We start from the raw sequence: 22,794 nt of genomic DNA on the forward strand, positions 1-22,794 counted from the left end.
TAATTACTCCTGCGCCATTAATTGTTTTACTATTTCATCACCTACTTGTGAGGTGGTAGACGCGTTATCTCGCTTATCATCAGGAAGGAGTTCGCCTGTAAGAACCCCCGCTTCCAATGTGGCAATAACCGCTTTTTCAATAGCATCGGCAGCATCAGTTAGGTTCATGCTGAAACGTAGCATCATGGCAGCAGAAAGTACCTGTGCAATAGGGTTAGCAATACCTAACCCGGCGATATCTGGAGCAGAACCACCCGCTGGCTCGTACAAACCAAAACCGTCTTCATTCATGCTAGCAGAAGCTAATAAGCCCATAGAGCCTGTCATCATGGCACATTCGTCAGAAACGATGTCGCCGAATAAATTAGAACACAGCATTACATCAAACTGCGCCGGGTTCTTCATGATTTGCATCGTCGCGTTATCAATATAGATATGGTCAAGTTCTACGTCTGGGTAGTCTTTTGCCACTTCTTCAGTGACTTCACGCCATAAGCGACTGGTCAGTAATACATTGGCTTTATCGACTGAAGTCACTTTACCGCGGCGTTTCTGCGCAGCTTCAAAAGCGGCAACCGCAATACGACGAATTTCACGTTTGCTGTAACGCATAGTGTCATAAGCAAACTCTTCTTCGCCTTCACCCTCGCGCCCTTTGGGCTGGCCAAAGTAAATGCCGCTGGTAAGTTCACGAACCACCAACACATCTACGCCAGATTTTGCAATATCTTCACGCAGTGGAGACAAGGCTTCTAACCCAGGATAAATGCGAGCAGGGCGTAAGTTACTGAATAAATCAAAATGGCTACGCAATGTTAGTAACGCAGCGCGCTCTGGGCGCTGTTCTAACGGTAAGGTGTCCCATTTGGGGCCGCCAATGCTGCCAAATAAAATGGCATCAGCTTGCTCACAACCTAACAAGGTTTTTGAGGGGAGGGCCTCACCTTCAGTATCAATAGCATAACCGCCTACAGGGTAAGCAGTACGGTTAAATGCTACGTTAAATTTCTTTTCTACCGCATCTAAGACCTTGTTGGCCTCTTGCATTACTTCTGGGCCTATACCGTCTCCGGCTAATACGGCAATTGAGAACTGGCTCATTTAAACTCCTGCAACGCGTTCTTGTTGATTTTTCTGCTGGTCAATTTGATCAGCTAAATAAGTGTTGTTTAGTACGAAAATAAGGGCTTTTACACCAGCTTCAACAATATCGGTGGCAAGACCAATGCCGTGGAAACGACGCCCTTTATAAGTGGCGATTACACTCACTTGTGCTAGGGCATCGGCCCCTTCGCCTTTTGAATCTAATTTGAAGTCTACAACTTCAACATCTTCATGGCCCAAGATAGCTCTAATTGCATTGTATGCAGCATCAACAGGGCCATTACCAATACTAGATTGGATAATTTCTTCTTCGCCTACTTTTAGTTTTACGGTAGCGCTTGGAATAATTTCTCTTCCTGAAGTCGCTTGAAGGTTCATCAATTGATAGTGAGCATGATCGTGCTTTTGCTTATCGAAGAACAACAAAGCTTCTAAGTCGTAGTCGTAAACTTGGCCTTTCTTATCAGCCAACTTCAAGAAGGCGTCGTAAACCGCTTCTAAGTCGTAATCTTCTACCTTGTAACCCAATTCAGTTAAGCGATGCTTAATCACATGACGCCCTGAACGAGAGGTTAAGTTTAGGTTGTTTTTATTAATACCTACACTTTCCGGTGTCATGATCTCATAGGTGTTTTGCGCTTTTAATACACCGTCTTGGTGAATGCCTGATGAGTGACTAAATGCATTCGCACCCACAATGGCCTTATTCGCTTGAACAGGCATGTTACACAATTGGCTAACCAACTTAGACGTACGCGAAATTTCTTGCGAATTGATGTTGGTGTTAATACCCAACATGGCTTGACGGGTTTGCAAAATCATTGCAATTTCTTCAAGGGACGCATTACCTGCACGTTCACCAATACCGTTAATGGTACATTCAACTTGACGAGCACCTTGTTCTACCGCTGCTAACGAGTTAGCTACTGCTAAACCCAAGTCGTTGTGGCAATGCACAGAGATAATGGCTTTATCGATATTTGGTACGCGGTTAAACAACTGCTGAATAATGCCGCCGAATTCTGTCGGCGTGGTGTACCCAACCGTGTCTGGAATATTAACCGTGGTAGCGCCAGCATTGATGGCGGCTTCTACCATGCGGCATAAATAGTCTATGTGAGTACGGCCGGCATCTTCACACGAGAATTCAACGTCGTCAGTGTATTTGCGGGCATGTTTAACTGCCGCAACTGCCATATCTACTACTTCATCGTGAGATTTACGTAGCTTGGCGCCAACGTGAATTTCTGAAGTAGCAATGAAGGTGTGAATTCTAAATTGCTCAGCCACACTAAGTGCCTGTCCGCAGGCATCAATATCGCCTGCCAAAGCACGAGATAAACCACATACTACAGAATTCTTAACTTCTTTTGCGATCATTTGAACCGAGCGGAAATCACCAGGAGATGACACAGGAAAGCCCGCTTCAATGATGTCGACGCCTAAACGTTCGAGAGCGAGAGCGATCTGCAGCTTTTCTTTGGCACTTAGGCTTGCAGGTAAGGCCTGCTCACCGTCTCGCAATGTGGTATCAAAGATTTTCACTTGATTTGTCATAACGCTCTCTCGTTTATAAAAGTTAAAAAAAAACCCGTGCTAAGCACGGGTTTCTGTGTAATTAATCGCTGGTCGCAATCTACCCGTGCAGTCTTGCTGCCATAAGGAGTAGAGTTAGAAGAAAGCGATTGCGCATCATTTGCGTATTTTCTTTGCCGACCAGTTGATAGCGACAATGTACCCATCCACGCCTGTAAGGTCAACCTTTGATTCGAATAATGCGTATAAATTTTGGTTATAAATAATGGTTTTTTTAAAATAGAGTTTTTATCCTATTTTTAAAGGTTATTCGAGATGTGTGTTTCTGGTGGTAGTCGAAATCCGTTGCTCAGGTCGAGTGTTAGGATGTGTATACTAATTTAAAAAAAACATCAAAAAGCCAAAAGTGTCACTTAATGCGATAAATTGCGATGGGTAATCGAATTCGTCTGCTAGATCATAGAGTAATTCATGTGTGAGTTTGATAGGGTAAAAATCTAGTTTATATAGTGAGTACACTTATGAAACGCGCTATTTTTTCTCTTGGTTATTCTTTTATTGTCTTCTCATTTTCAGCGATAGCCTTCGCTAAACCGTTTTCTAAAAATTTAACCAAATTCGATTACCCTTTTACGGCTCAAGCCATGGCATTTGAATCTCAGGGTCAAGCGCTTCAAATGGCATATATGCAACTGCCAGCGAAAGAAGGAAAGCCTACGGTGTTGTTACTGCACGGTAAGAACTTTGCCAGTAGCTACTGGAAAACTACAGCTACTTGGTTACATGAGCAGGGTTATGGTGTGGTTATTCCAGATCAGGTTGGCTTTGGTAAGTCAGATAAACCGGTGAACTATCAATACAGCTTTGCTGCGTTAGCTAAGAACACTAAGCTGCTTCTTTCATTGCTTGAACTTGATGAGGTTATTGTTACTGGGCATTCGATGGGCGGCATGGTGGCATCGCGATTTGCTCTGAATTATCCAGAATACACCAGCAAACTCGTGTTGATTAATCCTATCGGGTTAGAAAATTACCTTCAGTATGTAGAATATAAAGATATCGAGTTTTTTTACCAGAACGAGTTGAAAAAGCAGCCAGAAAATATTGTTAGCTATCAGAAATCAAACTATTACGACGGTGATTGGAATGATACCTATGCTTATCACGCTAGCCATTTAATGGGATGGATTGAAGGTGATGATTGGGCCCAGCTAGCTAAAGTAAGCGCGCTAACTTACGACATGATATTTACTCAACCTGTTATTGAAGAGTTTGATAAATTCCAAGTACCGGTCACGTTAATTTTAGGCACACGAGATAGAACTGGGCCTGGACGAGGTTGGAAAAAAGAAGGGGTAACAAGGGAATTGGGGCGTTACGATAAACTCGGTACTGAAGTTAAAGCCCGCAACAATGCCATTACGGTGAAAGAGCTTGATGGTTTAGGACACTTACCACACATAGAAGCGTTCTCGCGCTTTATAAAACGCTACGAAGAAGCGTTGGATTAGATGTCGACGCGGATCTCGGGTATTGATTTAACGTAATCATCGCGGTTTGGCTGTGCCTAAAATAAGAATTAGGCCTGACCTTTCAAGGTGAAGTTTTTCCAGTTAATGTGAGTGGACAGACGCATTTCTCGCAATGAAAGTGCTCGAGGTGCCCCTTTCGATTTATGTCGCCACATGTGCCCGCTGCACGCAGACGCCATAATTGCCGTCGTGGGTTTCAGAAGTTGTCGCTTCAATACCGCATTTGCATCGGTAAAGCGAGACGTATCGTGTTCTGCGTTGAGCTGATTTTTCTCTATCTCGCTGTGTGCTACCTCGCCATCAAAAGAAAACCAGCCATGTTTATTGGTATGAAGCGTATGTGTGGTGTGGTTCACGCTATCTATAGAGTCGAGCTCTATATGTATACCTTCTAACGTGGTTATGCATATAGGCAAAACTAAACCGTAATCTGCATATTGCCTATACCACTGATATTTTTTATCAGTAGGTTGGCTGATCCCAGGACATTTTCCCGGTTGCTTAATAAACCAACTTCCATTGTGCGGATCAATATCTAGCGGTGAGGGATTGTCTATAAGGTATCGCGCAACACTTCGAATATGGTGAGGCAGGCCGGCTAATCTTCGACGCAGTATCGACACATTGGATGGGCCTTTATGCGCGATAAGCAAAAGCTCTCTTTCATATAACGCAGTACAAATTTCAGTGAACTGCGGTTGCGCACCACCAAGTTCGCCTGAATTGCTAAAAAAGCCTGATTGTGTGGAAGACGTATGTCCGTCGGATGTCATAATACTGGTAAGACAATAAAAAAGACGCAATAAACCTACGTTAGCAGGATTTATGCTGGGTATCCAGAAACCCAGTGATATCACCTCACTAATATAAAGCATCTGCCTTAATAGGCGCAGCCTAGAGGGCACTAGCACGTCACCAGCATTATATAGTGCTAGGCGACAAGATATCTTGAAACCTCCTCAAAGGCTAAAAGAATTTAGCTGGCCAACGCTGAGAATGACTATTGATACATTACCAATATGGTTGTTCCCAATATATTTGTATAAGAAATAGTATTACCACTTTTGATTTTTGCTACATTTTGAGAAACGATGCTAAAGAATAATTATTTAATATACCTCACAATTTTAACTCATAAAAATAACTAAAAACACGGCTTTAATTATTTAAGCAATTGATAATTAAATGTTATTGTGTGTTTTTACTTGTTTTGGTTTTTATTGGTTAGCTTTGTTGTTGTTAATTGGCATTACAATTTGCGTTGATTAATCTGTTTTTTGAGGTGATCAAAGGTTGACCATTGTATGATTTTCGTCTAGCTTTGTAATCATCTTGTAAATGAAGTGTATCTTTAAAGTGCAGGATGTAACCAATAACTTAGCAATGCTGTTTTGGAAGCCTTGAAGGCTTAAACCAAAACGCTGCAAGAGGAAACACACATGGGACACAAATTATCTAAAATTACCTTAGCGATGTTATCTGCAACTTCGCTAAGTTTTGCCACTTCCACGCTTGCTCAAGATGCTCAACAAGAAGCCGAAAAAGACGTAGAAGTTATACAGGTTTCTGGTATTCGCGCCTCGCTTGCCAGTGCACTGAATGAAAAACGTTTTACAAATAATTTAGTAGAAGTCATTGAAGCTGAAGACATTGGTAAATTGCCTGACCAAAACTTAGCGGAAGTGTTAGAAAACATCACGGGTATACAAATTACTCGTGAAGCAGGTGTTGGTACGGGGGTTCAAATCCGTGGTACGGACGCAAACCGTACAGAGATTAACGGTGTGTCAACGGTAGGTTCAGGCGCAGGCCGAAGCGGTATCGATTTTGAAGACGTTTCAGCAGCAATTATTGCGGGGTTGGAAGTAACCAAATCGCCAGACGCTAAAACGATTGAAGGTTCTGTTGGTGGTACCATCAATCTTAAAACAATTCGTCCTCTTCAATTAACCGAGAGACTGACGTCGATTCGTGTTCAAGGTGAAAACAGTAGCTTGTCTACGGACAGTGGTTTCCAGCCTCGTCTTTCAGCGACTTTCGGTGATAACTGGGAAAACGATCACGGTAAATTTGGTATCGTAGTAAGTGGCAGCTATTCAGAGCAAGATGTATCTGCATTCAGGCCCCGTGCTGACCGAGATAACTTAATTGCATCAGATAGCGGTGTGGCCAGCGCGCAATCCTTCGACTTCCTACCCATCCAGTTTTTCGTACAAGATTATGACAACTACGAGTATGAAACGAAAAACTTTGTAGGTACCTTTGAATGGCAGCCAAACGACGACACTAAGTTTTTCTTCGACGCAATCATCAATGACCAAGAACGTTTACAAGAAAGCTCACGTGTTCAGGCTTCAGGCGTAAGTGCACTTAACGATATTTCAGTACCCGATGCATTCGAAACGATTAATTTCGGTTCTTTAGGTGGCACTGATTTAGGTTCAATGCAGGCTGCTCTTCGCGGTGTCATTCCAGTCAATCTTGATAACGATGACGACGATCCTAATCTTCGTTTGTCTACCGATACAAACTCTCGTATTACAGAGAGCCAAATCTTTAGATTAGGTGGTGAGTGGCAAGGCGAGAAATGGTTTGTAAGTGCTGAAGTTGCCTCTTCATCTTCAGATACTACCACTCCTAGCTTTAATACTACGCTTAACTTTATCAACCCCAATGCACCGCTAGATGCTGGTGGTGGTAACGACAACAGTGTTCCGTTTGAATATGATTTATCTGGCGGTTCATTAGCGTTCGGAATTGCTTCTGGTGCAGAATACGCACCAACAGTAGAACAGCTTTTAGACCCTGCTAACGTTGTTTTACGTGATGTGAATATAGGTAGAGATACCACTGAAAACTCAGAAGATGCGATCCGTTTTGATTTTTCTTATTACGTAGACTCGATGATCACGTCAGTTGACTTTGGTTATCGCTACAATAAATCAGCGAGCACCCGTGACGATGTTAACACCAGTGTTGGTTTAAGAAGTATGGAAGACAGTCCTCGAGGTGATTTATTCTCTGAATTACTAGTCGCTGGGCCTAATAACTTCAACGATGCGGATGGTCGCGAACTTTACGTTAGAGATTTCTTAATCATTAACCCTGAATTAGTGGCTTCAGATCCAGATGGCGTATTAGCTACACTACAACAAGCTATGGACGCACACGGTTCGACGGCTACATTGAATGCGCCAACATCAAGTTCATCAGGTTTCTTCGACATCGAAGAAGAAACACATGCACTTTATGCGCAAGCAAACTTTGAATATGAGATGTTCCGCGGTAATTTTGGTTTGCGTTATTTGCAGACAGACGTTACCTCTGTAGGTAACTCAATTACTGTTGACGGTGATGGAAACGAATTGGTATCGCAAGTAACTAATACGGGAGATTACGATTTCATTCTACCTCGATTAAATATTGTTGCTGATGTGGCTGATGATGTTGTCCTTCGCTTCGGTGCCGGTAAAGATATACGCCGCCCTGACTTCGACGACTTATCTACTTCAGTAACATTTAGCACAAGCCCTAACCCAAATGTAGCTATCGGTAACCCTGGTTTAGAGCCTGAAGAAGTAACCTCTTTCGACTTAGCGGCAGAATGGTACTTTGCTGAAGCGAGCGTGTTAAGTGTTGGTATATTCCATAAAACACGTAAAGCGCTTCATGTTGACCAGATTGTAAGTGCATTTGAAGATCCAGTAACAGGTTATCGTGATCTTACCGACCCTTGTGAAGGTGGCGGTGTGTTTAACCCAATTGCTGATATCAACGTTTTTGGACCTGAACTAGGCACAGGTATTTGTGTAGGTACAGAAACTAAGATTAACGACGCTGGCGAAACCACGCAAAAAGGTATCGAAATTGCGGTTCAATATGACCTTTCAGGTTTTGAAAAAGAACTAGGTTGGGCTTCAGGTTTCGGTGTACTTGCTAACTACACGATTCAAGAGTTCGATGGTGGTGATTCAGAAAATACGGCCACTAGTCGTGCGGCAAATGTATTTGCAGCCTCTACGGGTATCGATGATATTGAAGTGTCAGCAATTCAAGGCTTACTCAACTTATCTGAAAATGCCTATAACTTTACCTTGTACTACGAAAAGTTTGGTTTGTCAGCCCGTATGCGTTACACATGGCGTGAAGCGTACCGCTCAGACGACTTCGGAAGCACATCTAGCTTCCCTTGGGGTTTTCCAGTAGTTCAGGAAGACCGTGGCCAGCTTAACGCTAGCATCAACTACGACGTGAACGAAGACTTGAACATAGGTATTGAGGCGGTAAACATTACTGAATCAGAAGTTGAGCAGTCTTGTATTAATGAAGGTGCACTGTTGTGCTTCCAAGGTCTTACTGACCGCAGAGTTACTTTAGGTGCTAACTACCGCTTCTAATCTGCGACTAGCTTCACTAATAACACTAAATTGAAAAACCCCAGCACTAGCTGGGGTTTTTTTTGTTTAAAATTAAGTTCGCTAGTGTTTGATAATCGTCATTCGATTTGGATGGGGGTTAAAGGGTTGTACAGATGAGTCTTCAACGAAATATGTTTAATTGGATGGATACAAGGGGCTAGCGTCAAAAGGTACGTGCAATAGATATTTGCTAAAAGGGTATAAAGCAGGCACAAAAAACTGCGTAAAGGTTACCCACATATAGGGGCCTTTACGCAGCTTTTAAACAGGTAAGTAACCAATGCGCTTTTACATCAAGCGCACTGCCAATAGTGTTACTGACCTTTAATTTCAGAGCGACCTTTATAAGTTGCAGCATCACCCAAGGCTTCTTCAATGCGAAGAAGTTGGTTGTATTTAGCAACGCGGTCTGAACGACATAGTGAACCAGTCTTAATTTGGCCAGCCGCAGTGCCTACTGCTAAATCAGCAATAGTAGCGTCTTCAGTTTCACCAGAACGGTGAGAGATAACAGCAGTGAAGCCAGCATCTTTCGCCATTTTAATTGCGTTCAAAGTTTCAGTGAGTGAACCAATTTGGTTGAACTTGATAAGGATTGAATTACCAATACCGTTATCAATACCACGCTTAAGAATCTTGGTGTTAGTTACAAACAAGTCGTCGCCAACAAGTTGTACTTTTTCACCAATTTTATTGGTTAAGCTTGCCCAACCGTCCCAATCGCTTTCGTCTAGGCCATCTTCAATAGACACAATAGGGTACTTGTCAGAAAGGTCAGCTAAGTAATCGCCGAAGGCTTCAGAGTCGAAACTCTTGTCTTCACCAGATAATACGTATTGGCCATCTTTGTAGAATTCAGATGCCGCACAATCTAGTGCAAGCGTAATATCTTCATTCATTTTGTAGCCAGCGTTTTCTACCGCTTCTACGATAACCGCTAGCGCTTCAGCGTTAGAGCTAAGGTTTGGTGCGAAGCCACCTTCGTCGCCAACGGCCGTATTTAGGCCTTTAGCAGAAAGTACTTTCTTCAATGAATGGAAAATTTCAGCACCCATGCGAAGGGCTTCTTTGAAGCTCTTTGCGCCTACTGGTTGTACCATGAACTCCTGAATATCAACGTTGTTGTCTGCGTGCTCGCCACCGTTGATGATGTTCATCATTGGAACCGGCATTGAGTATTCACCAGAAGTACCGTTAAGATCAGCAATGTGCTCGTAAAGGGCAACGCCTTTCTCTAGAGCCGCTGCTTTAGCAACTGCTAGCGATACCGCTAGAATTGCGTTTGCACCAAGAGTTTCTTTATTTTCTGTGCCGTCTAGGTCAATCATGACAGCGTCGATATCAGCTTGTGCTAGTGCATCTTTACCTAAAAGCGCAGGTGCAATGGCATCATTAATAGCGGCTACAGCTTTTACTACGCCTTTACCTAAATAACGAGACTTGTCACCGTCACGAAGTTCTAGTGCTTCGCGGCTACCGGTTGAAGCGCCAGATGGTGCAGCAGCACGACCCATAACGCCTGATTCTAAATACACGTCTGCTTCAACGGTAGGATTACCGCGTGAGTCCAGAATTTCGCGACCAATAATGCGACTAATTTTCGCCATGTTTTTTCCTTAACAATTGTTTGGGAACACAACGGGAGAAAGTGTTCCCTTATTAGAAATTAATGATTCTCTTTTTGATACTGTCCAGCGGCAGCGACAAACCCTTTAAATAATGGGTGCCCATCACGAGGGGTTGACGTGAATTCAGGGTGGAATTGACCCGCAATAAACCAAGGATGGTCAGGTATTTCTATTACTTCTACAAGTCGTTTGTCAGTGGACAAACCACTTACCTTTAACCCTGCGGCTTCAATTTGTTCACGAAGGTTGTTGTTCACCTCGTAGCGATGACGGTGACGTTCATAAATTTCAGCGCTGCCATAAATCTCATGTACCTTAGTACCTTCAATTAAATGGCAAAGCTGGCTACCCAAACGCATAGTGCCGCCTAAGTCTGAATTTTCGGTACGTACTTCTGTTGTACCCGCTTCATCAAGCCATTCTGTAATTAAGCCAACAACGGGGTAAGGTGTTTCAGGGTCGAACTCTGAGCTATTCGCATCTTCCATACCCGCCACATTGCGTGCAAACTCAATGAGTGCAACTTGCATACCCAGACAAATACCTAAGTAAGGGACTTTATTTTCACGCGCATAGCGTGCTGCTGCAATTTTGCCTTCAATGCCGCGCTCACCAAAACCGCCAGGCACTAATATAGCATCTAGCTGTTCTAGAATTTGTGGACCTTTGCTTTCAACATCTTGCGAGTCGATATGGTGAATGTTTACGGTTAGGCGATTTTTCAACCCAGCGTGTTTAAGCGCTTCGTTAACTGACTTATAAGCGTCCGGCAGTTCAACGTACTTACCAATCATACCGATGTTAACTTCGGCTGTAGGGTTAGACTCTGCGTAAAGTACCTGTTCCCATTCTGAAAGGTCGGCTTCTTTGCAGTCTAAACCAAAGCGGTCTACCACAAGTTGATCCATGCCTTGCGCTTTAAGTGCTGCTGGTATGCGATAGATGCTATCTACGTCTTTAAGCGAGATAACTGCTTTGTCGTTTACGTTAGTAAACAACGCAATTTTAGAACGCTCGGTAGAGGGAAGCGCGCCAACAGAGCGGCAAACTAAAATGTCTGGCTGAATACCAATAGAGCGAAGTTCTTTAACCGAGTGCTGTGTTGGTTTCGTTTTTACTTCACCAGATGCTGGCATGTAAGGCACTAAGGTTAAGTGCATATACATGGCTTTTTCGCGGCCAAGCTCAGTACCTAGCTGACGAATTGCTTCTAAGAAAGGTTGTGATTCGATATCACCAACCGTTCCACCAATCTCAACAATAGCCACATCGTGACCTTCAGCGCCTTCAACCACACGGCGCTTAATTTCGTTGGTAATGTGTGGAATAACCTGAATAGTGGCGCCTAAGTAGTCGCCTCGACGTTCACGTTTTAATACTTCTTCGTATACCCGCCCGGTAGTGAAGTTGTTACGCTTAGTCATACGGGTGCGAATAAAACGCTCGTAGTGACCAAGATCAAGATCGGTTTCTGCGCCATCATCGGTAACAAATACTTCGCCATGTTGAATAGGGCTCATGGTGCCTGGGTCGACATTAATATAGGGGTCGAGCTTTAACATGGTGACGGTGAGCCCGCGAGCTTCAAGAATTGCGGCTAAAGACGCAGCGGCAATACCTTTACCTAGCGATGAAACTACACCACCGGTGACGAAAATATAATTTGTCATGCGAAACCTAGAACGTTGAGTTGTATTGGGTAAATATGAGTGTAGTTTAGGAGCTAAACTAGCCATACTTTGGACGGGTTAATAGTATACGCAAGTTAGTGTGAGCAAACAATCTGTTTGCCCACACAATCGCGTCTTTTAGCTATTTGGGCGCCGCTTTTGCGGCAAGCGCTCCTTTTTATGACTGACTTAAACGCTTTAACGTATAAATGAGGTCTAGTGCTTGGCGTGGTGAAAGTTCATCTGGGGATAAATTTTCCAACGCTTCTACAACCGGATGAGGTTTATCGGGGAACAACAGCTGAGACTGAGCAGGTGCAGTTGACGCTGCCTTTCTATTGCTTTGTTTAGCGTGTTGCTTGCCAGTTTCATCCGTAGTGTTAGATGATTTATCAGTTTTATCATCAGCACTAGATTCAGTTTCAGAAATAAGATGCGCGTTTTCCAAAATAGCGAGTTTTTGTTGCGCCGCTTTAATAACCGGCTTAGGCACACCTGCAAGTTGCGCAACCTGTAAGCCGAAGCTTTTACTGGCCGCGCCGTTTTGTACACTATGCATAAACCGGATGGTATCGTCGTGCTCTACTGCATCTAAATGCACGTTAACCACACTTTTCTCGGTATCGGGCAGTTCGGTAAGCTCAAAATAATGGGTTGCAAATAGGGTGTAAGCATTCAGCTTTTGGGCGAGATAGCTGGCGCACGCCCAAGCAAGTGATAAACCATCGTAGGTACTGGTGCCGCGACCAATCTCATCCATTAAAACTAACGAATGCTCGGTAGCATTGTGCAGAATATTGGCAGTTTCTGTCATCTCTACCATGAAGGTTGAACGACCAGATGCTAAATCGTCCGATGCGCCAATACGGGTAAATATTCTATCAATTTTTCCAATATGGGCGTTTTGTGCGGGCACATAGCTGCCAATATACGCGAGCAGCGCAATCAACGCGGTTTGGCGCATGTAGGTTGATTTACCGCCCATGTTAGGGCCAGTAATAATAAGCATGCGCTGGCTATCGTTAAGTGTTAGCGGATTGGCAATGAAAGGGTCTTTCATAACCTGTTCCACCACAGGATGCCGACCTTCTTCGTAGGTTAGCGCACTTTCCATACTTAACGTTGGGCGATACCAATCAAGACTTAACGCGCGCTCGGCGAAACAGCACAATACGTCGAGTTTAGCCAGTGCTGCGGCAGTTTCAATCAGTGCATTTAAGCTTGGCGCGACTTCATCGAAAAGCGCTTCATAAAGCTGTTTTTCGAGGGCTAGCGCACGGCCTTGACTGGTAAGTACTTTATCTTCGTGCTCTTTAAGTTCTGGGGTAATAAAGCGTTCAGTATTCTTAAGGGTTTGCCTGCGAATATATTCGGCGGGCGCTTTGTCGCTATTGGCACGACTAATTTCGATAAAGAAGCCATGAACCCGGTTGTAGCCTACTTTTAGGGTTGAAATGCCCGTGCGTTCACGTTCGCGTTGCTCCATGGCGTCAAGATAATCAGTAGCACCTTGCGACAATTTTCGAAGTTCATCTAATTCGCTGTTAAAGCCTTCAGCAATAACCCCGCCATCGCGAATAACCACAGGCGGGTTATCGATAATAGCGTTATTTAATAAAGCTTGTAGCTCTGGGTAAGTACTGATGGCCAATTTTAATTCATTTAGCTGTGCAACGTTATACGCCCCTAACGCTTCTTGAAGGTCGGGCAGAGTGTTCAACGCGTTTTTAAGCCTTGCGAAATCTCTGGGTCTTGCTGAACGTAATGCCAAACGTGCCATTATGCGTTCAATATCGCCAATCGTTTTTAAATGACCGCGAATAGCATCTGGCTCATTGTCGATAAGTGCTTCAATGGCATCTTGACGGTTATGTAATTCGTGTTGATCGGTAATTGGCGAGTGAATATAGCGTTGTAGTAACCGGCTACCCATGGCGGTAGTGGTAGTATCCATCACGCTAAACAGGGTATTTTCAATGCCACCGGCCAAATTATGAGTAAGTTCTAGGTTTCTGCGGGTAGCAGCATCTAATTGTACGCGACTGTCTTGCTGTTCTTTTTGTATCCGGCGAATATGGGGAAGGGCAGTACGTTGCGTATCTTTCACATATTGAAGCACACAACCGGCGGCGCCAATGCCTTTGGTTAAATCTGACACGCCAAAACCCGCCAGCTCTTTCGTTTGAAACTGAGCGGTTAATTGTTCGGTGGCGGTATCAATATCGAATTCCCACTCGGGGCGACGACGCAAGCCTTTTCGCTGCTCAATCAAGGGTAAACTTTCAAAGCCTTCAGGATAGAGTAGTTCAGCAGGATTAATCCGTTGTAGTTCACCTAACAAGGCATCATCGGTGTCGCACTCAACCACTACAAACCGGCCACTGGTTACATCTAATGTGGCCACGCCGTAATGCATACAATGGCCGCATACTGCTGCAAGTACATTATCGCGGCGTTCTTCTAATAAGGCTTCATCGGTAACCGTACCTGGGGTAACAATGCGCTGAACTTGGCGCTCTACAGGGCCTTTGCTTGTAGCTGGGTCGCCAACTTGTTCGCAAATCGCCACCGACTCGCCCATTTTCACCAACCGGGCTAAATAGCTTTCAACCGCGTGGTAAGGAACGCCAGCCATAGGAATAGGATCGCCACCGGACTTGCCCCGTGCGGTTAATGATATATCAAGTAGTTCTGCGGCTTTCTTGGCATCATCGAAAAACAACTCGTAAAAGTCGCCCATACGGTAAAACATAAGAATGTTAGGGTGCTGCGCCTTTATCGTTAAATACTGGCGCATCATAGGAGTGTGTGATTCCAAAAAATGCCTCGTGCTTTTTTATTGCTGCTACTTGGGATAACTCAATTTGTTATATTAACAGAAGAATTATTAACAGAAGAGTGATTAAAAGAGCAGGGGTGCTAAAATAATCGCTTTTCGTATTTGCTGTGTATTATTGATACGAGTATGGAATTTTCAACCATTTCCTGAACTCTTTAGTAGATTGATGGCTCTCATCAATGAGTACATCGGCACAGCCTAATGCTTCAAATTAATGCTTCAACGGCCGAAGTTGATAATAGCGCCGATAGCGATAAAGGACATTCATGGTATCTGACAATATAACAGAGATGGTGACGGCGCTGGGTAATGCGCTTCGCCGTAAAGGCTGGACAGTTTCAAGCGCAGAATCTTGCACCGGAGGCGGCGTTGCGTTCGCTTTTACCAGTATCGCTGGCAGTTCGGATTGGTTTAATCAAAGTTGGGTGACGTATTCAAACGACGCAAAAATACTTGAATTAGCTGTAAAGCCAGAAACTCTAAATGCGCATGGTGCGGTGTCGATGCAGACCGTTGAAGAGATGGCGGCGGGCGTTAAGCACAAGAGCGACGCGAATGTCGTGGTAACCGTAAGCGGTATTGCAGGCCCAGGTGGCGGCAGCGAAGAAAAGCCTGTGGGTACTGTTTGGTTTGGGTTTATCTGTGGTGCTAAATCAGAAACGATTAAGCAGGTTTTTGCTGGAGACCGCGAGACTGTTCGTCTGCATGCAATAGAATTTGCGATTACCCACCTATTGGCGATGTTGGCTGATTGAACAGACGATCATCTAAGATGCTACTAATAAGAACCCAACAAGCAAAATAAAATGAAAACTCAGGTTGAAACTGTATGCTTGTACAGTATAGAATGCACGCAACACTTGGTAAGGTGTCGGTAAGCAAATGTTGATGCAATGAATGCTAGCTGTATGGATGAGTAATACTGTTAGTAAAGATAGTTAGTATAAATAGCAAAGGCAGCTTCAACAAAGACATCACCAACTAAAGAATTTAACCGCTAATCCTAGAGGATATTGACGTGGACAGTAATAGATCTAAAGCTTTAAGTGCCGCACTTGGGCAAATTGAAAAGCAGTTCGGTAAAGGCGCTATTATGCGTTTAGGCGACAACCAAGCGATGGACATTGAGGCTATCTCTACTGGTTCACTCACCATTGATATCGCTTTGGGCATAGGCGGTTTGCCATGTGGTCGTGTGGTAGAAATTTACGGACCTGAAGCCTCGGGTAAAACTACACTTACCTTGCAGGTAATTGCAGAGGCTCAAAAGAATGGTAAAACTTGTGCCTTCGTAGATGCTGAGCACGCACTTGATCCAATTTACGCGTCGAAGCTAGGTGTAAACATCGATGAGCTTTTAGTTTCTCAGCCTGATACGGGTGAACAAGCGCTTGAAATTTGTGACATGCTGGTTCGTTCTGGCGGTGTTGATGTCGTTATTGTTGACTCGGTTGCTGCCCTTACGCCAAAAGCGGAAATTGAAGGCGACATGGGTGACTCACACGTTGGTTTGCAAGCGCGATTAATGTCGCAAGCATTGCGTAAACTTACCGGTAACATCAAGCGTTCAAATACCTTGTGTATCTTCATTAACCAAATTCGTATGAAAATTGGTGTAATGTTCGGAAGCCCAGAAACAACAACCGGTGGTAACGCACTTAAGTTCTACTCTTCAGTACGTTTAGATATCCGCCGTATCGGTGCGGTCAAAGAAGGCGATGAGGTAGTAGGTAACGAAACTCGCGTTAAAGTAGTGAAAAATAAAGTAGCACCGCCATTTAAGCAAGCTGAATTCATGATTCGCTACGGCGAAGGTATTAGTAAAGAAGCTGAGCTTATCGACTTAGGTGTTAAGCAGAAATTGGTTGATAAGGCCGGTGCTTGGTACAGCTACAAAGGTGATCGTATCGGTCAGGGTAAAGCGAACGTAATGAAGTTCTTAAAAGAAAACCCAGCTATTGCCGATGAGATTGAAAAACAAATTCGCGCAGAGCTACTTTTACCTAAAACAGTGAAAGTAGAAGAAGCACCTGCTGCAGAAGATGATGCTCAGCAGTAGCTACTAAACTCACTATAAAATAGCGCATTTGTGTTATTTAAAAGCCCACCCAATGGTGGGCTTTTTTGTGTTCAAAAAACATACTTGCTAACACTTTAATTCTATATCTTGGATTGAATTAAAATAAAAAAACAGTAACGCTGTAATAAAAATAGAAAGGCAAAGACTAGTACTGTAAGCATTCGATATTAAATAATAAAAAAGGGAAGGGATAATGATTGAAATATCTAGCCTTGCTAAACGCTTTGAGGTGGAGAACCCCAAAAAGCTAAGTGAGCAAGAGAAAAAGGATCCACGATTAAAAGGGCGCTACTTTCAATCAGTGAAAGATGTATCGTTTTCATGTGGGCAGGGAGAAGTACTTGGTTTGCTTGGCCCTAACGGAGCAGGAAAAACCACTACATTACGCATGCTTTCAACCGCACTTAAGCCAGATAGCGGCACCGTGGTAATTGATGGTGAAGACGTACTAGCCAACCCCATAATTGCGCGTAAAAAAATAGGGTTTCTGTCTAGCTCAACTGGTTTATATGGCAGACTGACTGGGCGAGAAAATATTGCATATTTTGGCGAATTACACGGCATTACTAAATCGATAATTTCTGCACGTATTGAAGAAATGGCTGACTTACTCGACATGCAGAGCTTTTTAGACAGACGCGCAGAAAACTTCTCTTCTGGTATGAAACAAAAAACAGCCATTGCCCGCGCTGTTATTCATGAACCCTCCTTAGTAGTGCTTGATGAGCCTACTACAGGCTTAGATATTATGGCCACATCAACAGTGATGGACTTTATCCAGCGCCTTAAAGATAAAGGAACGCCAGTTATTTTTTCTACCCATCATTTGGATGAAGTTCAAATGCTTTGCGACCGTGTAACGGTGATTAATCAAGGCGAAAGTGTATTTAACGATTCCCTTGCCGCTTTTAGTGCGCTATCTGACGGGCAAATGCATAAAAGCTTTTTGCACACTTTAAAAATGAATACAGCGGAGGTAGGGCAATGTGGTTAATTTTTAAAAAGGAATTTAAAGAGTTATTACGCGACCGCAAAACTATTATATTCATGATTGTGTTGCCTTTACTGCTTTTCCCATTAATTTTCGGTGTAGCCATGTTTTTCATGAATTCCGCCGCTGAAAAGGCCGAAAACGTAGTATTGAAATATGCAATTGTAGGCGAGCAATATGCGCCAGAGATGTCGCAACAATTCGCAAATGAAACTGACAAATTTACGATGGTGGATATCCAAGGTGACGCTGACTATGCCAAGCTCATTAAAGATGAAACACTAGACTTCGTTTTAGTTATCCCAGAAACCTTTAACAACGAGGTGCTCACTTCTGGTCAGCATAAGCTGCAATTGTATTTAAATGACGCAGGCTTAAATAAAGTTTTAGGAAGAGTGTCTGAAATAGTCGATGTTTACACTGATGAATTTCAAAAAACGGCCTTTGCAAACTTAGGACTGAATGAGTCACAGCAACAAGCGTTACTCGCGCCTATTGTCATTGAAAAAGAAAATATAGCTGATGATCGTGAAGTTTGGGGTGAACGCTTGGGCGGGTTATTACCTTATTTCATTTTCATTTTATGCCTACAAGGTGCTATGGCACCAGCATCAGACTTAGGTGCGGGTGAAAAAGAGCGAGGTACGCTAGAGACACTATTAATATCGCCGATGGAGCGTTATAAACTGGTATTGGGAAAATTCTTTACCATCGGTGTCGCGGGCCTAATTACAGCACTTATCACCGTATCTTCCATGGCCATATGGGGCATTGTTTTGTCTCAAGGGTTGGCAATTGAATTTGTAGCAGAGGTGATGGCGATGATTGGCATCATTGATTTTGTGCTTATCTTTTTAATGCTAATACCGGTAGTGGCAATATTTGCCGCGGTCTTATTGTCTCTTTCTATTTATGCTCGATCATTTAAAGAAGCCCAAAGCTATATGGGGGCACTTGTTATGGTAGTAGTTTTCCCTGTGTTAATTGCCATGATGCCAGGGGTCAAATTAGAAGGTGGTTGGATTTGGGTGCCACTTACCAATGTTGCATTAGCGATGAAGGAGCTATTTAAAGGCACCATGGATTACTTTGCCTTGTTTGGCATATTTACCTCTACTGCCGCCATCGCCGTCGCACTCATTGCGTTTTGCGTATTTTGGTTTAATAAAGAAAAGGTACTTTTTAGATAAACTTTATAGTGCCTTAGCCTTATCTTGAACTTCATTGTGTTTTAAGTCAGTATGAATTTTAAACCATGATGTAATTGTATTGCTGATAGGATATCAAGCTAGTGTCAATTAAAAGTAAAATAGATAAGGCGCTGTTAATTCTTAAACACCCGAGTGTATTGTTAGAAAAACAAAGTTACATTCTAATTTTGAGTCATATGCGCAGTCGGTCTTCCCTGTTGTCGCATGTACTTGGCAGTCATGATGAAGTGTGTGGATATGGTGAACTTCATTATGACTACCCTAAAAAAAGTTCGCTTATAAAAATGCATGTGGAATTGCTAAAAGACACTGGGCAATCAACAACGAAAGGCTTTTTTCTCGATAAGTTGCTACATAACAGTTTTGTTGTTTCACATGATATTTTAAAAAGAAAGAATGTGTACATTATAATCTTAGTACGCGAACCTGAGGCGACGGTAAAAAGTATTGTTGCAATGGGAGATGTTACTGGGGATAAGGGATACCTAGATGTTGATGCCATGCTTAAATACTACACGAATCGACTTAATTACTTATACCAAATTGCTCAAGAATATGAAGACGTTCTGATAATCGATTCTGATAATATTGTTGATTCAACCACTGAAACATTGAGTGAAATTAGAAATTGGCTGGGTCTTGGCACTGAATTAACCAGCTCATATAAGAAATTCAAGAAGACTGGGAGTGCTGGTCACGGTGACCCTTCATTGAATATTTCTGCTGGTGAAATAATAAAAACACAAAACGACTTAGCGTTGGAATTTGATCCTACTTTGTTGAACAAGGCTAAGGAAATTTATTCGAAAGTGAGTGGGCTAAAAGCTTTTTAAAAAAGCTCTAGCTGAATTTTTTTACTGCGATATTCATCTGAATGCTACCAAGACTTCACGCGAAATAAGTCTGAAATCAAGTAAACGAAAGTGATGAACAGCTTTATAATCGCCTATACCTCATAATTTATATACTTCACCACACCTTCCCAACCAGGCGGTATTTTGCCTTGCAGAACATAGGAATATGCTAGCAGTTCTGCGATAACAAAATATAAAGATTCGGGAATATCCTGCCCTAAATCTAATGAACTAAGCACTTCGCTAAGATACGGATCTTCATGAATAAGAATACCTGACTCTTCAGCCATGGCGATAATCGCTTCTGCAAGGTCTCCGTAGCCTTTTGCCACTACTTTCGGCGCTGTTTTTTTGTCGCCTCCATCATATTTGAGGCCAATAGCACGCTTCGCTTTCTCGCTCATACTCTGGTCTCAAAAATTTGATGTGGACGTTTATTCAGTGTGTCAGGTATATGGCCTCGCTGAAAACTCATTTTTTCAACATTCAGCCCTAAATCAGCTAATCGCCGCTCTAAAAAAGGGAGGGTATCAGCAACCCGAGCCAGTACGATTTCATTGGAAGTATAAAGGTCGATAGTTATGGTATCGGTGTCTATCTTGGATTTAGCAAGGAGCTGGCCCGCATCACCAATATCCAATTTCATTGTAACATTCCATAAACGTCGCCCTCCTTCTTTACCTTCTTTTCCTTGGTGTCGGTCAGGCTCTCTTTGCACTAAAAGTTCTGCTGGTGCGTAATGTTGAGACACGGAAGGTAACGCATAGAAAAAACTATCTTGCCCCTGAACCCGAGTTTCGGCTTGAGTTACTTTACTGTGTTGATGATTCGCTAATAAGGTTTTTAAATTAGCCAATAAATTTGTGCGACTGTCGAGGTTGGCAATATCTTGCGCAACTCTGCTAGAAGGGGATGTACCAGACGTATTAGTTATCGTTTTACTAATAATACTCTCCGGTGAATCAATTTGTGCTTTGAGAGAAGGTTGTCTCGATAGCGCTCTACCCGCTAAAGATAGTTGTAACAATGCCACTAAACCTTGCACAAAATTAGAAGCGGCAATCGGAGATGTTAAGGTTAACGGCGTTACCGCGCTAGCGGGGGCGTTGATTAAAGCATGAAGACGCGACGCTATAGATGCATCGGCGTTGTTCTGCGTCGCTAGTGTGTTTTGTTGGGGGCTTAGTGTTGAGGGTTTTGCCTCTACACCACTCTTTTCTGCATCCTGTGAACCAGCTACTTGAGTTGCATTTTTATCACTCGAAGGGTTTGTATTTGGAGGTGTAACAATGTTGTTAATACCCAGCGAAGCACTTCCTTGGGTAGCATTCCCCCGATTATTATTCCCAGAACCTCCTAGCAAAGCGATAAGCTGAGAAATACCTTTTCGTAAGCTAATATCAGCGTTCTCTGTATTTATATTTGAAACGCCATTTCTTATAGCAGCGTTATTGTCATTGGTAGAAGCAATACTCCCCTGGCCCACATTAGATGAGGCAGGTGTGGCAGTTGTACTAGGTGCTTGGGGTGTCAACAGCGGTCTAGTACTGGGTATTGCGTTGCTGTTTATTCCCGTAATTTGCTTTGCTATTTGACTTAATACGGCAGTGGTTTTATCGCTGCCTTCCACAGTCCCATTAAGTATTGCCGTTAACTGTGTTAGCGCCTGTTGGGTAGAGCCTGTTTGGCTAAGCAGTGCGCGAGATAAAGTAATGATTGCTTTGTGAACATCAGTCCCTTGTATGGAAACCCCTTTACTGTCTTGTACCATCGAGATTGGGGTTAACGATTTTTTTTGTGCTGAATTTCCTGTTTGATTAGTGGCATCGCTTTTAACGCTTTTATCCACATTCTCACTAGTACTTTTACTGTCTGCAGCGATAGGGGCTCTCTTGGCATCAGCGCTAGTTCCAGATGGTACGGTTAAAGCACTGAGTTTAACGGCAAGTTGATCTGAAGCCCTTGGAATGGCAGCGCCGCCTTCAGGTGTAGGGAACGTCAATACTGCCTGACTGGCCGCGGTATACGATGTTAATGTATTGCCCTTAAGGCTGAGCATGGATACTTGCTGTAAGGTATTTTGTGTTTGAATATTAGGGAGTAGCTTAGCGATGGCATCAGGCACATTTCCGTTAACAGGGTTTCCATGCCCGAAGGCGACACCTTGGGAACGCAATGCATTGGTGAGCACCGCCGTAACTTTGCTGTCGGTCACTGATAGAGGGGCGGCTAGTAAATTGGATGCTGCTGATTGAGTACCTTGACTCGCTAAGTTCGCTTGTTTCCCTGAGGTTACTGAAACAGTCAATTTACCGGTATCACCAGGCACTTGATTAAGTGAGAGTGAAACCAGCTTGCCATTGTTTTTGATATCGGCGCTCAATTGCGCTGCGGCGTCAGGCTTTAGTGATAAATTTAATTGCTGACCATCTGCTAGCGTTAGACTCAGTTGATTACTTGTTAATTGCGTAACAGTTGCCTGCACGTGAATGCGCATGTTCTGTTGTGGTGTCGGCATAGAAGCCAGCATTGTCGCTAAAGAACGTGAAAGGGTTTTAAGCTGCATCGCCGTAACTTGACTGGTACTCATTCCTGTTTCAGTGCTAATAAGGGCAGCTTGTGTTGGTCCACCTTGACTGAAAGAGGTTAATTGAGGGCGCTGTGGCGGCAGGAGATTTGCAATTTTAGGAAGTGAGACCTGTATTGCCGGCTGTCCTTTAATCTGAATAGCAAGTACCTGTTCAGGCAATCGCGCCACAGTTACCTTCGCGGCGGTATCGAGTGCCGCAGCTTGGGATAAATTGTTCAGCACGGATGATGCCGACGATTTCGACCCTGAAGTATCCTGAGTAATGTTTGAAAGCAGTGCGCTTAACTGTGATGTCATAACGAGCTTATCGGCCAGGTGAGCGGCGAGTTTAATCGGTAAGT

The 22,794-nt window shown here is 43.4% G+C and carries 15 protein-coding genes; 7 read left to right on the top strand and 8 right to left on the bottom strand.

What is annotated here, in order from left to right:
• Positions 1-3: 3 nt before the first annotated feature.
• Both leuB and leuA read right to left on the bottom strand, forming a co-directional pair.
• Positions 4-1,101 carry a 3-isopropylmalate dehydrogenase gene (gene leuB / locus KYS23_RS01555; protein ID WP_159529098.1) on the bottom strand — a complete coding sequence of 366 codons (1,098 nt, stop codon included), beginning with the start codon at positions 1,099-1,101 and terminating at the stop codon, positions 4-6.
• Positions 1,102-2,661: a 2-isopropylmalate synthase gene (gene leuA, locus KYS23_RS01560; protein ID WP_013785248.1), complete on the bottom strand. Its 1,560-nt coding sequence runs from the start codon at positions 2,659-2,661 to the stop codon at positions 1,102-1,104.
• Positions 2,662-3,161: 500 nt separating this feature from the next.
• Between leuA and KYS23_RS01565 the strand changes: the two genes are divergently transcribed.
• The gene (locus tag KYS23_RS01565) at positions 3,162-4,151 is read left to right on the top strand and encodes an alpha/beta fold hydrolase (RefSeq protein WP_159529100.1); all 990 of its coding nucleotides are present in this window, start codon (positions 3,162-3,164) and stop codon (positions 4,149-4,151) included.
• A gap of 68 nt (positions 4,152-4,219) precedes the next feature.
• On the opposite strand, the gene KYS23_RS01570 is transcribed toward KYS23_RS01565, so the two are convergent.
• Complete coding sequence (locus KYS23_RS01570; protein WP_218396113.1) at positions 4,220-4,945, bottom strand: hypothetical protein; 726 nt, start codon at positions 4,943-4,945, stop codon at positions 4,220-4,222.
• A gap of 666 nt (positions 4,946-5,611) precedes the next feature.
• Here KYS23_RS01570 and KYS23_RS01575 point away from each other — a divergent pair.
• Positions 5,612-8,569, top strand: a complete 2,958-nt coding sequence (locus KYS23_RS01575) for a TonB-dependent receptor (protein ID WP_218417960.1) — start codon at positions 5,612-5,614, stop codon at positions 8,567-8,569.
• A 335-nt stretch (positions 8,570-8,904) separates the two neighbouring features.
• Here the strand turns inward: KYS23_RS01575 and eno are convergent, their stop codons facing one another.
• The 3 genes from eno to mutS form a co-directional block, all read right to left on the bottom strand.
• Entirely contained in the window at positions 8,905-10,197 is a 1,293-nt protein-coding gene (eno, locus tag KYS23_RS01580; RefSeq protein ID WP_159529106.1) for a phosphopyruvate hydratase, read from the bottom strand.
• A 59-nt stretch (positions 10,198-10,256) separates the two neighbouring features.
• On the bottom strand, positions 10,257-11,888 hold the full coding sequence (locus tag KYS23_RS01585; protein WP_218417961.1) for a CTP synthase: 1,632 nt from the start codon (positions 11,886-11,888) through the stop codon (positions 10,257-10,259).
• 178 nt (positions 11,889-12,066) lie between these two features.
• Entirely contained in the window at positions 12,067-14,688 is a 2,622-nt protein-coding gene (gene mutS, locus KYS23_RS01590; protein WP_159534385.1) for a DNA mismatch repair protein MutS, read from the bottom strand.
• 305 nt (positions 14,689-14,993) lie between these two features.
• On the opposite strand from mutS, the gene KYS23_RS01595 reads away from it, so the two are divergent.
• The 5 genes from KYS23_RS01595 (at position 14,994) to KYS23_RS01615 (ending at position 19,842) form a co-directional block, all read left to right on the top strand.
• Positions 14,994-15,482, top strand: a complete 489-nt coding sequence (locus KYS23_RS01595) for a CinA family protein (protein ID WP_159529119.1) — start codon at positions 14,994-14,996, stop codon at positions 15,480-15,482.
• A 263-nt stretch (positions 15,483-15,745) separates the two neighbouring features.
• Complete coding sequence (recA, locus tag KYS23_RS01600; RefSeq protein WP_159529121.1) at positions 15,746-16,786, top strand: recombinase RecA; 1,041 nt, start codon at positions 15,746-15,748, stop codon at positions 16,784-16,786.
• Between the two features lie 214 nt (positions 16,787-17,000).
• The gene (locus KYS23_RS01605; protein ID WP_159529123.1) at positions 17,001-17,801 is read left to right on the top strand and encodes an ABC transporter ATP-binding protein; all 801 of its coding nucleotides are present in this window, start codon (positions 17,001-17,003) and stop codon (positions 17,799-17,801) included.
• The gene (locus tag KYS23_RS01610; protein WP_159529125.1) at positions 17,792-18,988 is read left to right on the top strand and encodes an ABC transporter permease; all 1,197 of its coding nucleotides are present in this window, start codon (positions 17,792-17,794) and stop codon (positions 18,986-18,988) included. The genes KYS23_RS01605 and KYS23_RS01610 overlap by 10 nt, the downstream gene beginning before the upstream one ends.
• A gap of 101 nt (positions 18,989-19,089) precedes the next feature.
• A complete protein-coding gene (locus tag KYS23_RS01615; RefSeq protein ID WP_159529127.1) occupies positions 19,090-19,842 on the top strand; it encodes a sulfotransferase family protein in 753 nt (250 codons plus the stop codon).
• Between the two features lie 113 nt (positions 19,843-19,955).
• On the opposite strand, the gene KYS23_RS01620 is transcribed toward KYS23_RS01615, so the two are convergent.
• The gene (locus KYS23_RS01620) at positions 19,956-20,267 is read right to left on the bottom strand and encodes an EscU/YscU/HrcU family type III secretion system export apparatus switch protein (RefSeq protein WP_218417962.1); all 312 of its coding nucleotides are present in this window, start codon (positions 20,265-20,267) and stop codon (positions 19,956-19,958) included.
• Complete coding sequence (locus KYS23_RS01625; protein WP_218417963.1) at positions 20,264-22,750, bottom strand: flagellar hook-length control protein FliK; 2,487 nt, start codon at positions 22,748-22,750, stop codon at positions 20,264-20,266. The genes KYS23_RS01620 and KYS23_RS01625 overlap by 4 nt, the downstream gene beginning before the upstream one ends.
• Positions 22,751-22,794: the final 44 nt, after the last annotated feature.

Source organism: Alteromonas lipotrueae, from assembly GCF_019249255.1.
GTDB lineage: Bacteria > Pseudomonadota > Gammaproteobacteria > Enterobacterales > Alteromonadaceae > Alteromonas > Alteromonas lipotrueae.

Excerpts from the sequence above, each read along its gene's own strand:
- leuB (WP_159529098.1), bottom strand. The coding sequence starts at position 1,101 with ATGAGCCAGTTCTCAATTGCCGTATTAGCCGGAGACGGTATAGGCCCA.
- leuA (WP_013785248.1), bottom strand. The coding sequence starts at position 2,661 with ATGACAAATCAAGTGAAAATCTTTGATACCACATTGCGAGACGGTGAG.
- KYS23_RS01565 (WP_159529100.1), top strand. The coding sequence starts at position 3,162 with ATGAAACGCGCTATTTTTTCTCTTGGTTATTCTTTTATTGTCTTCTCA.
- KYS23_RS01570 (WP_218396113.1), bottom strand. The coding sequence starts at position 4,945 with ATGACATCCGACGGACATACGTCTTCCACACAATCAGGCTTTTTTAGC.
- KYS23_RS01575 (WP_218417960.1), top strand. The coding sequence starts at position 5,612 with ATGGGACACAAATTATCTAAAATTACCTTAGCGATGTTATCTGCAACT.
- eno (WP_159529106.1), bottom strand. The coding sequence starts at position 10,197 with ATGGCGAAAATTAGTCGCATTATTGGTCGCGAAATTCTGGACTCACGC.
- KYS23_RS01585 (WP_218417961.1), bottom strand. The coding sequence starts at position 11,888 with ATGACAAATTATATTTTCGTCACCGGTGGTGTAGTTTCATCGCTAGGT.
- mutS (WP_159534385.1), bottom strand. The coding sequence starts at position 14,688 with ATGATGCGCCAGTATTTAACGATAAAGGCGCAGCACCCTAACATTCTT.
- KYS23_RS01595 (WP_159529119.1), top strand. The coding sequence starts at position 14,994 with ATGGTATCTGACAATATAACAGAGATGGTGACGGCGCTGGGTAATGCG.
- KYS23_RS01605 (WP_159529123.1), top strand. The coding sequence starts at position 17,001 with ATGATTGAAATATCTAGCCTTGCTAAACGCTTTGAGGTGGAGAACCCC.
- KYS23_RS01610 (WP_159529125.1), top strand. The coding sequence starts at position 17,792 with ATGTGGTTAATTTTTAAAAAGGAATTTAAAGAGTTATTACGCGACCGC.
- KYS23_RS01620 (WP_218417962.1), bottom strand. The coding sequence starts at position 20,267 with ATGAGCGAGAAAGCGAAGCGTGCTATTGGCCTCAAATATGATGGAGGC.
- KYS23_RS01625 (WP_218417963.1), bottom strand. The coding sequence starts at position 22,750 with ATGACATCACAGTTAAGCGCACTGCTTTCAAACATTACTCAGGATACT.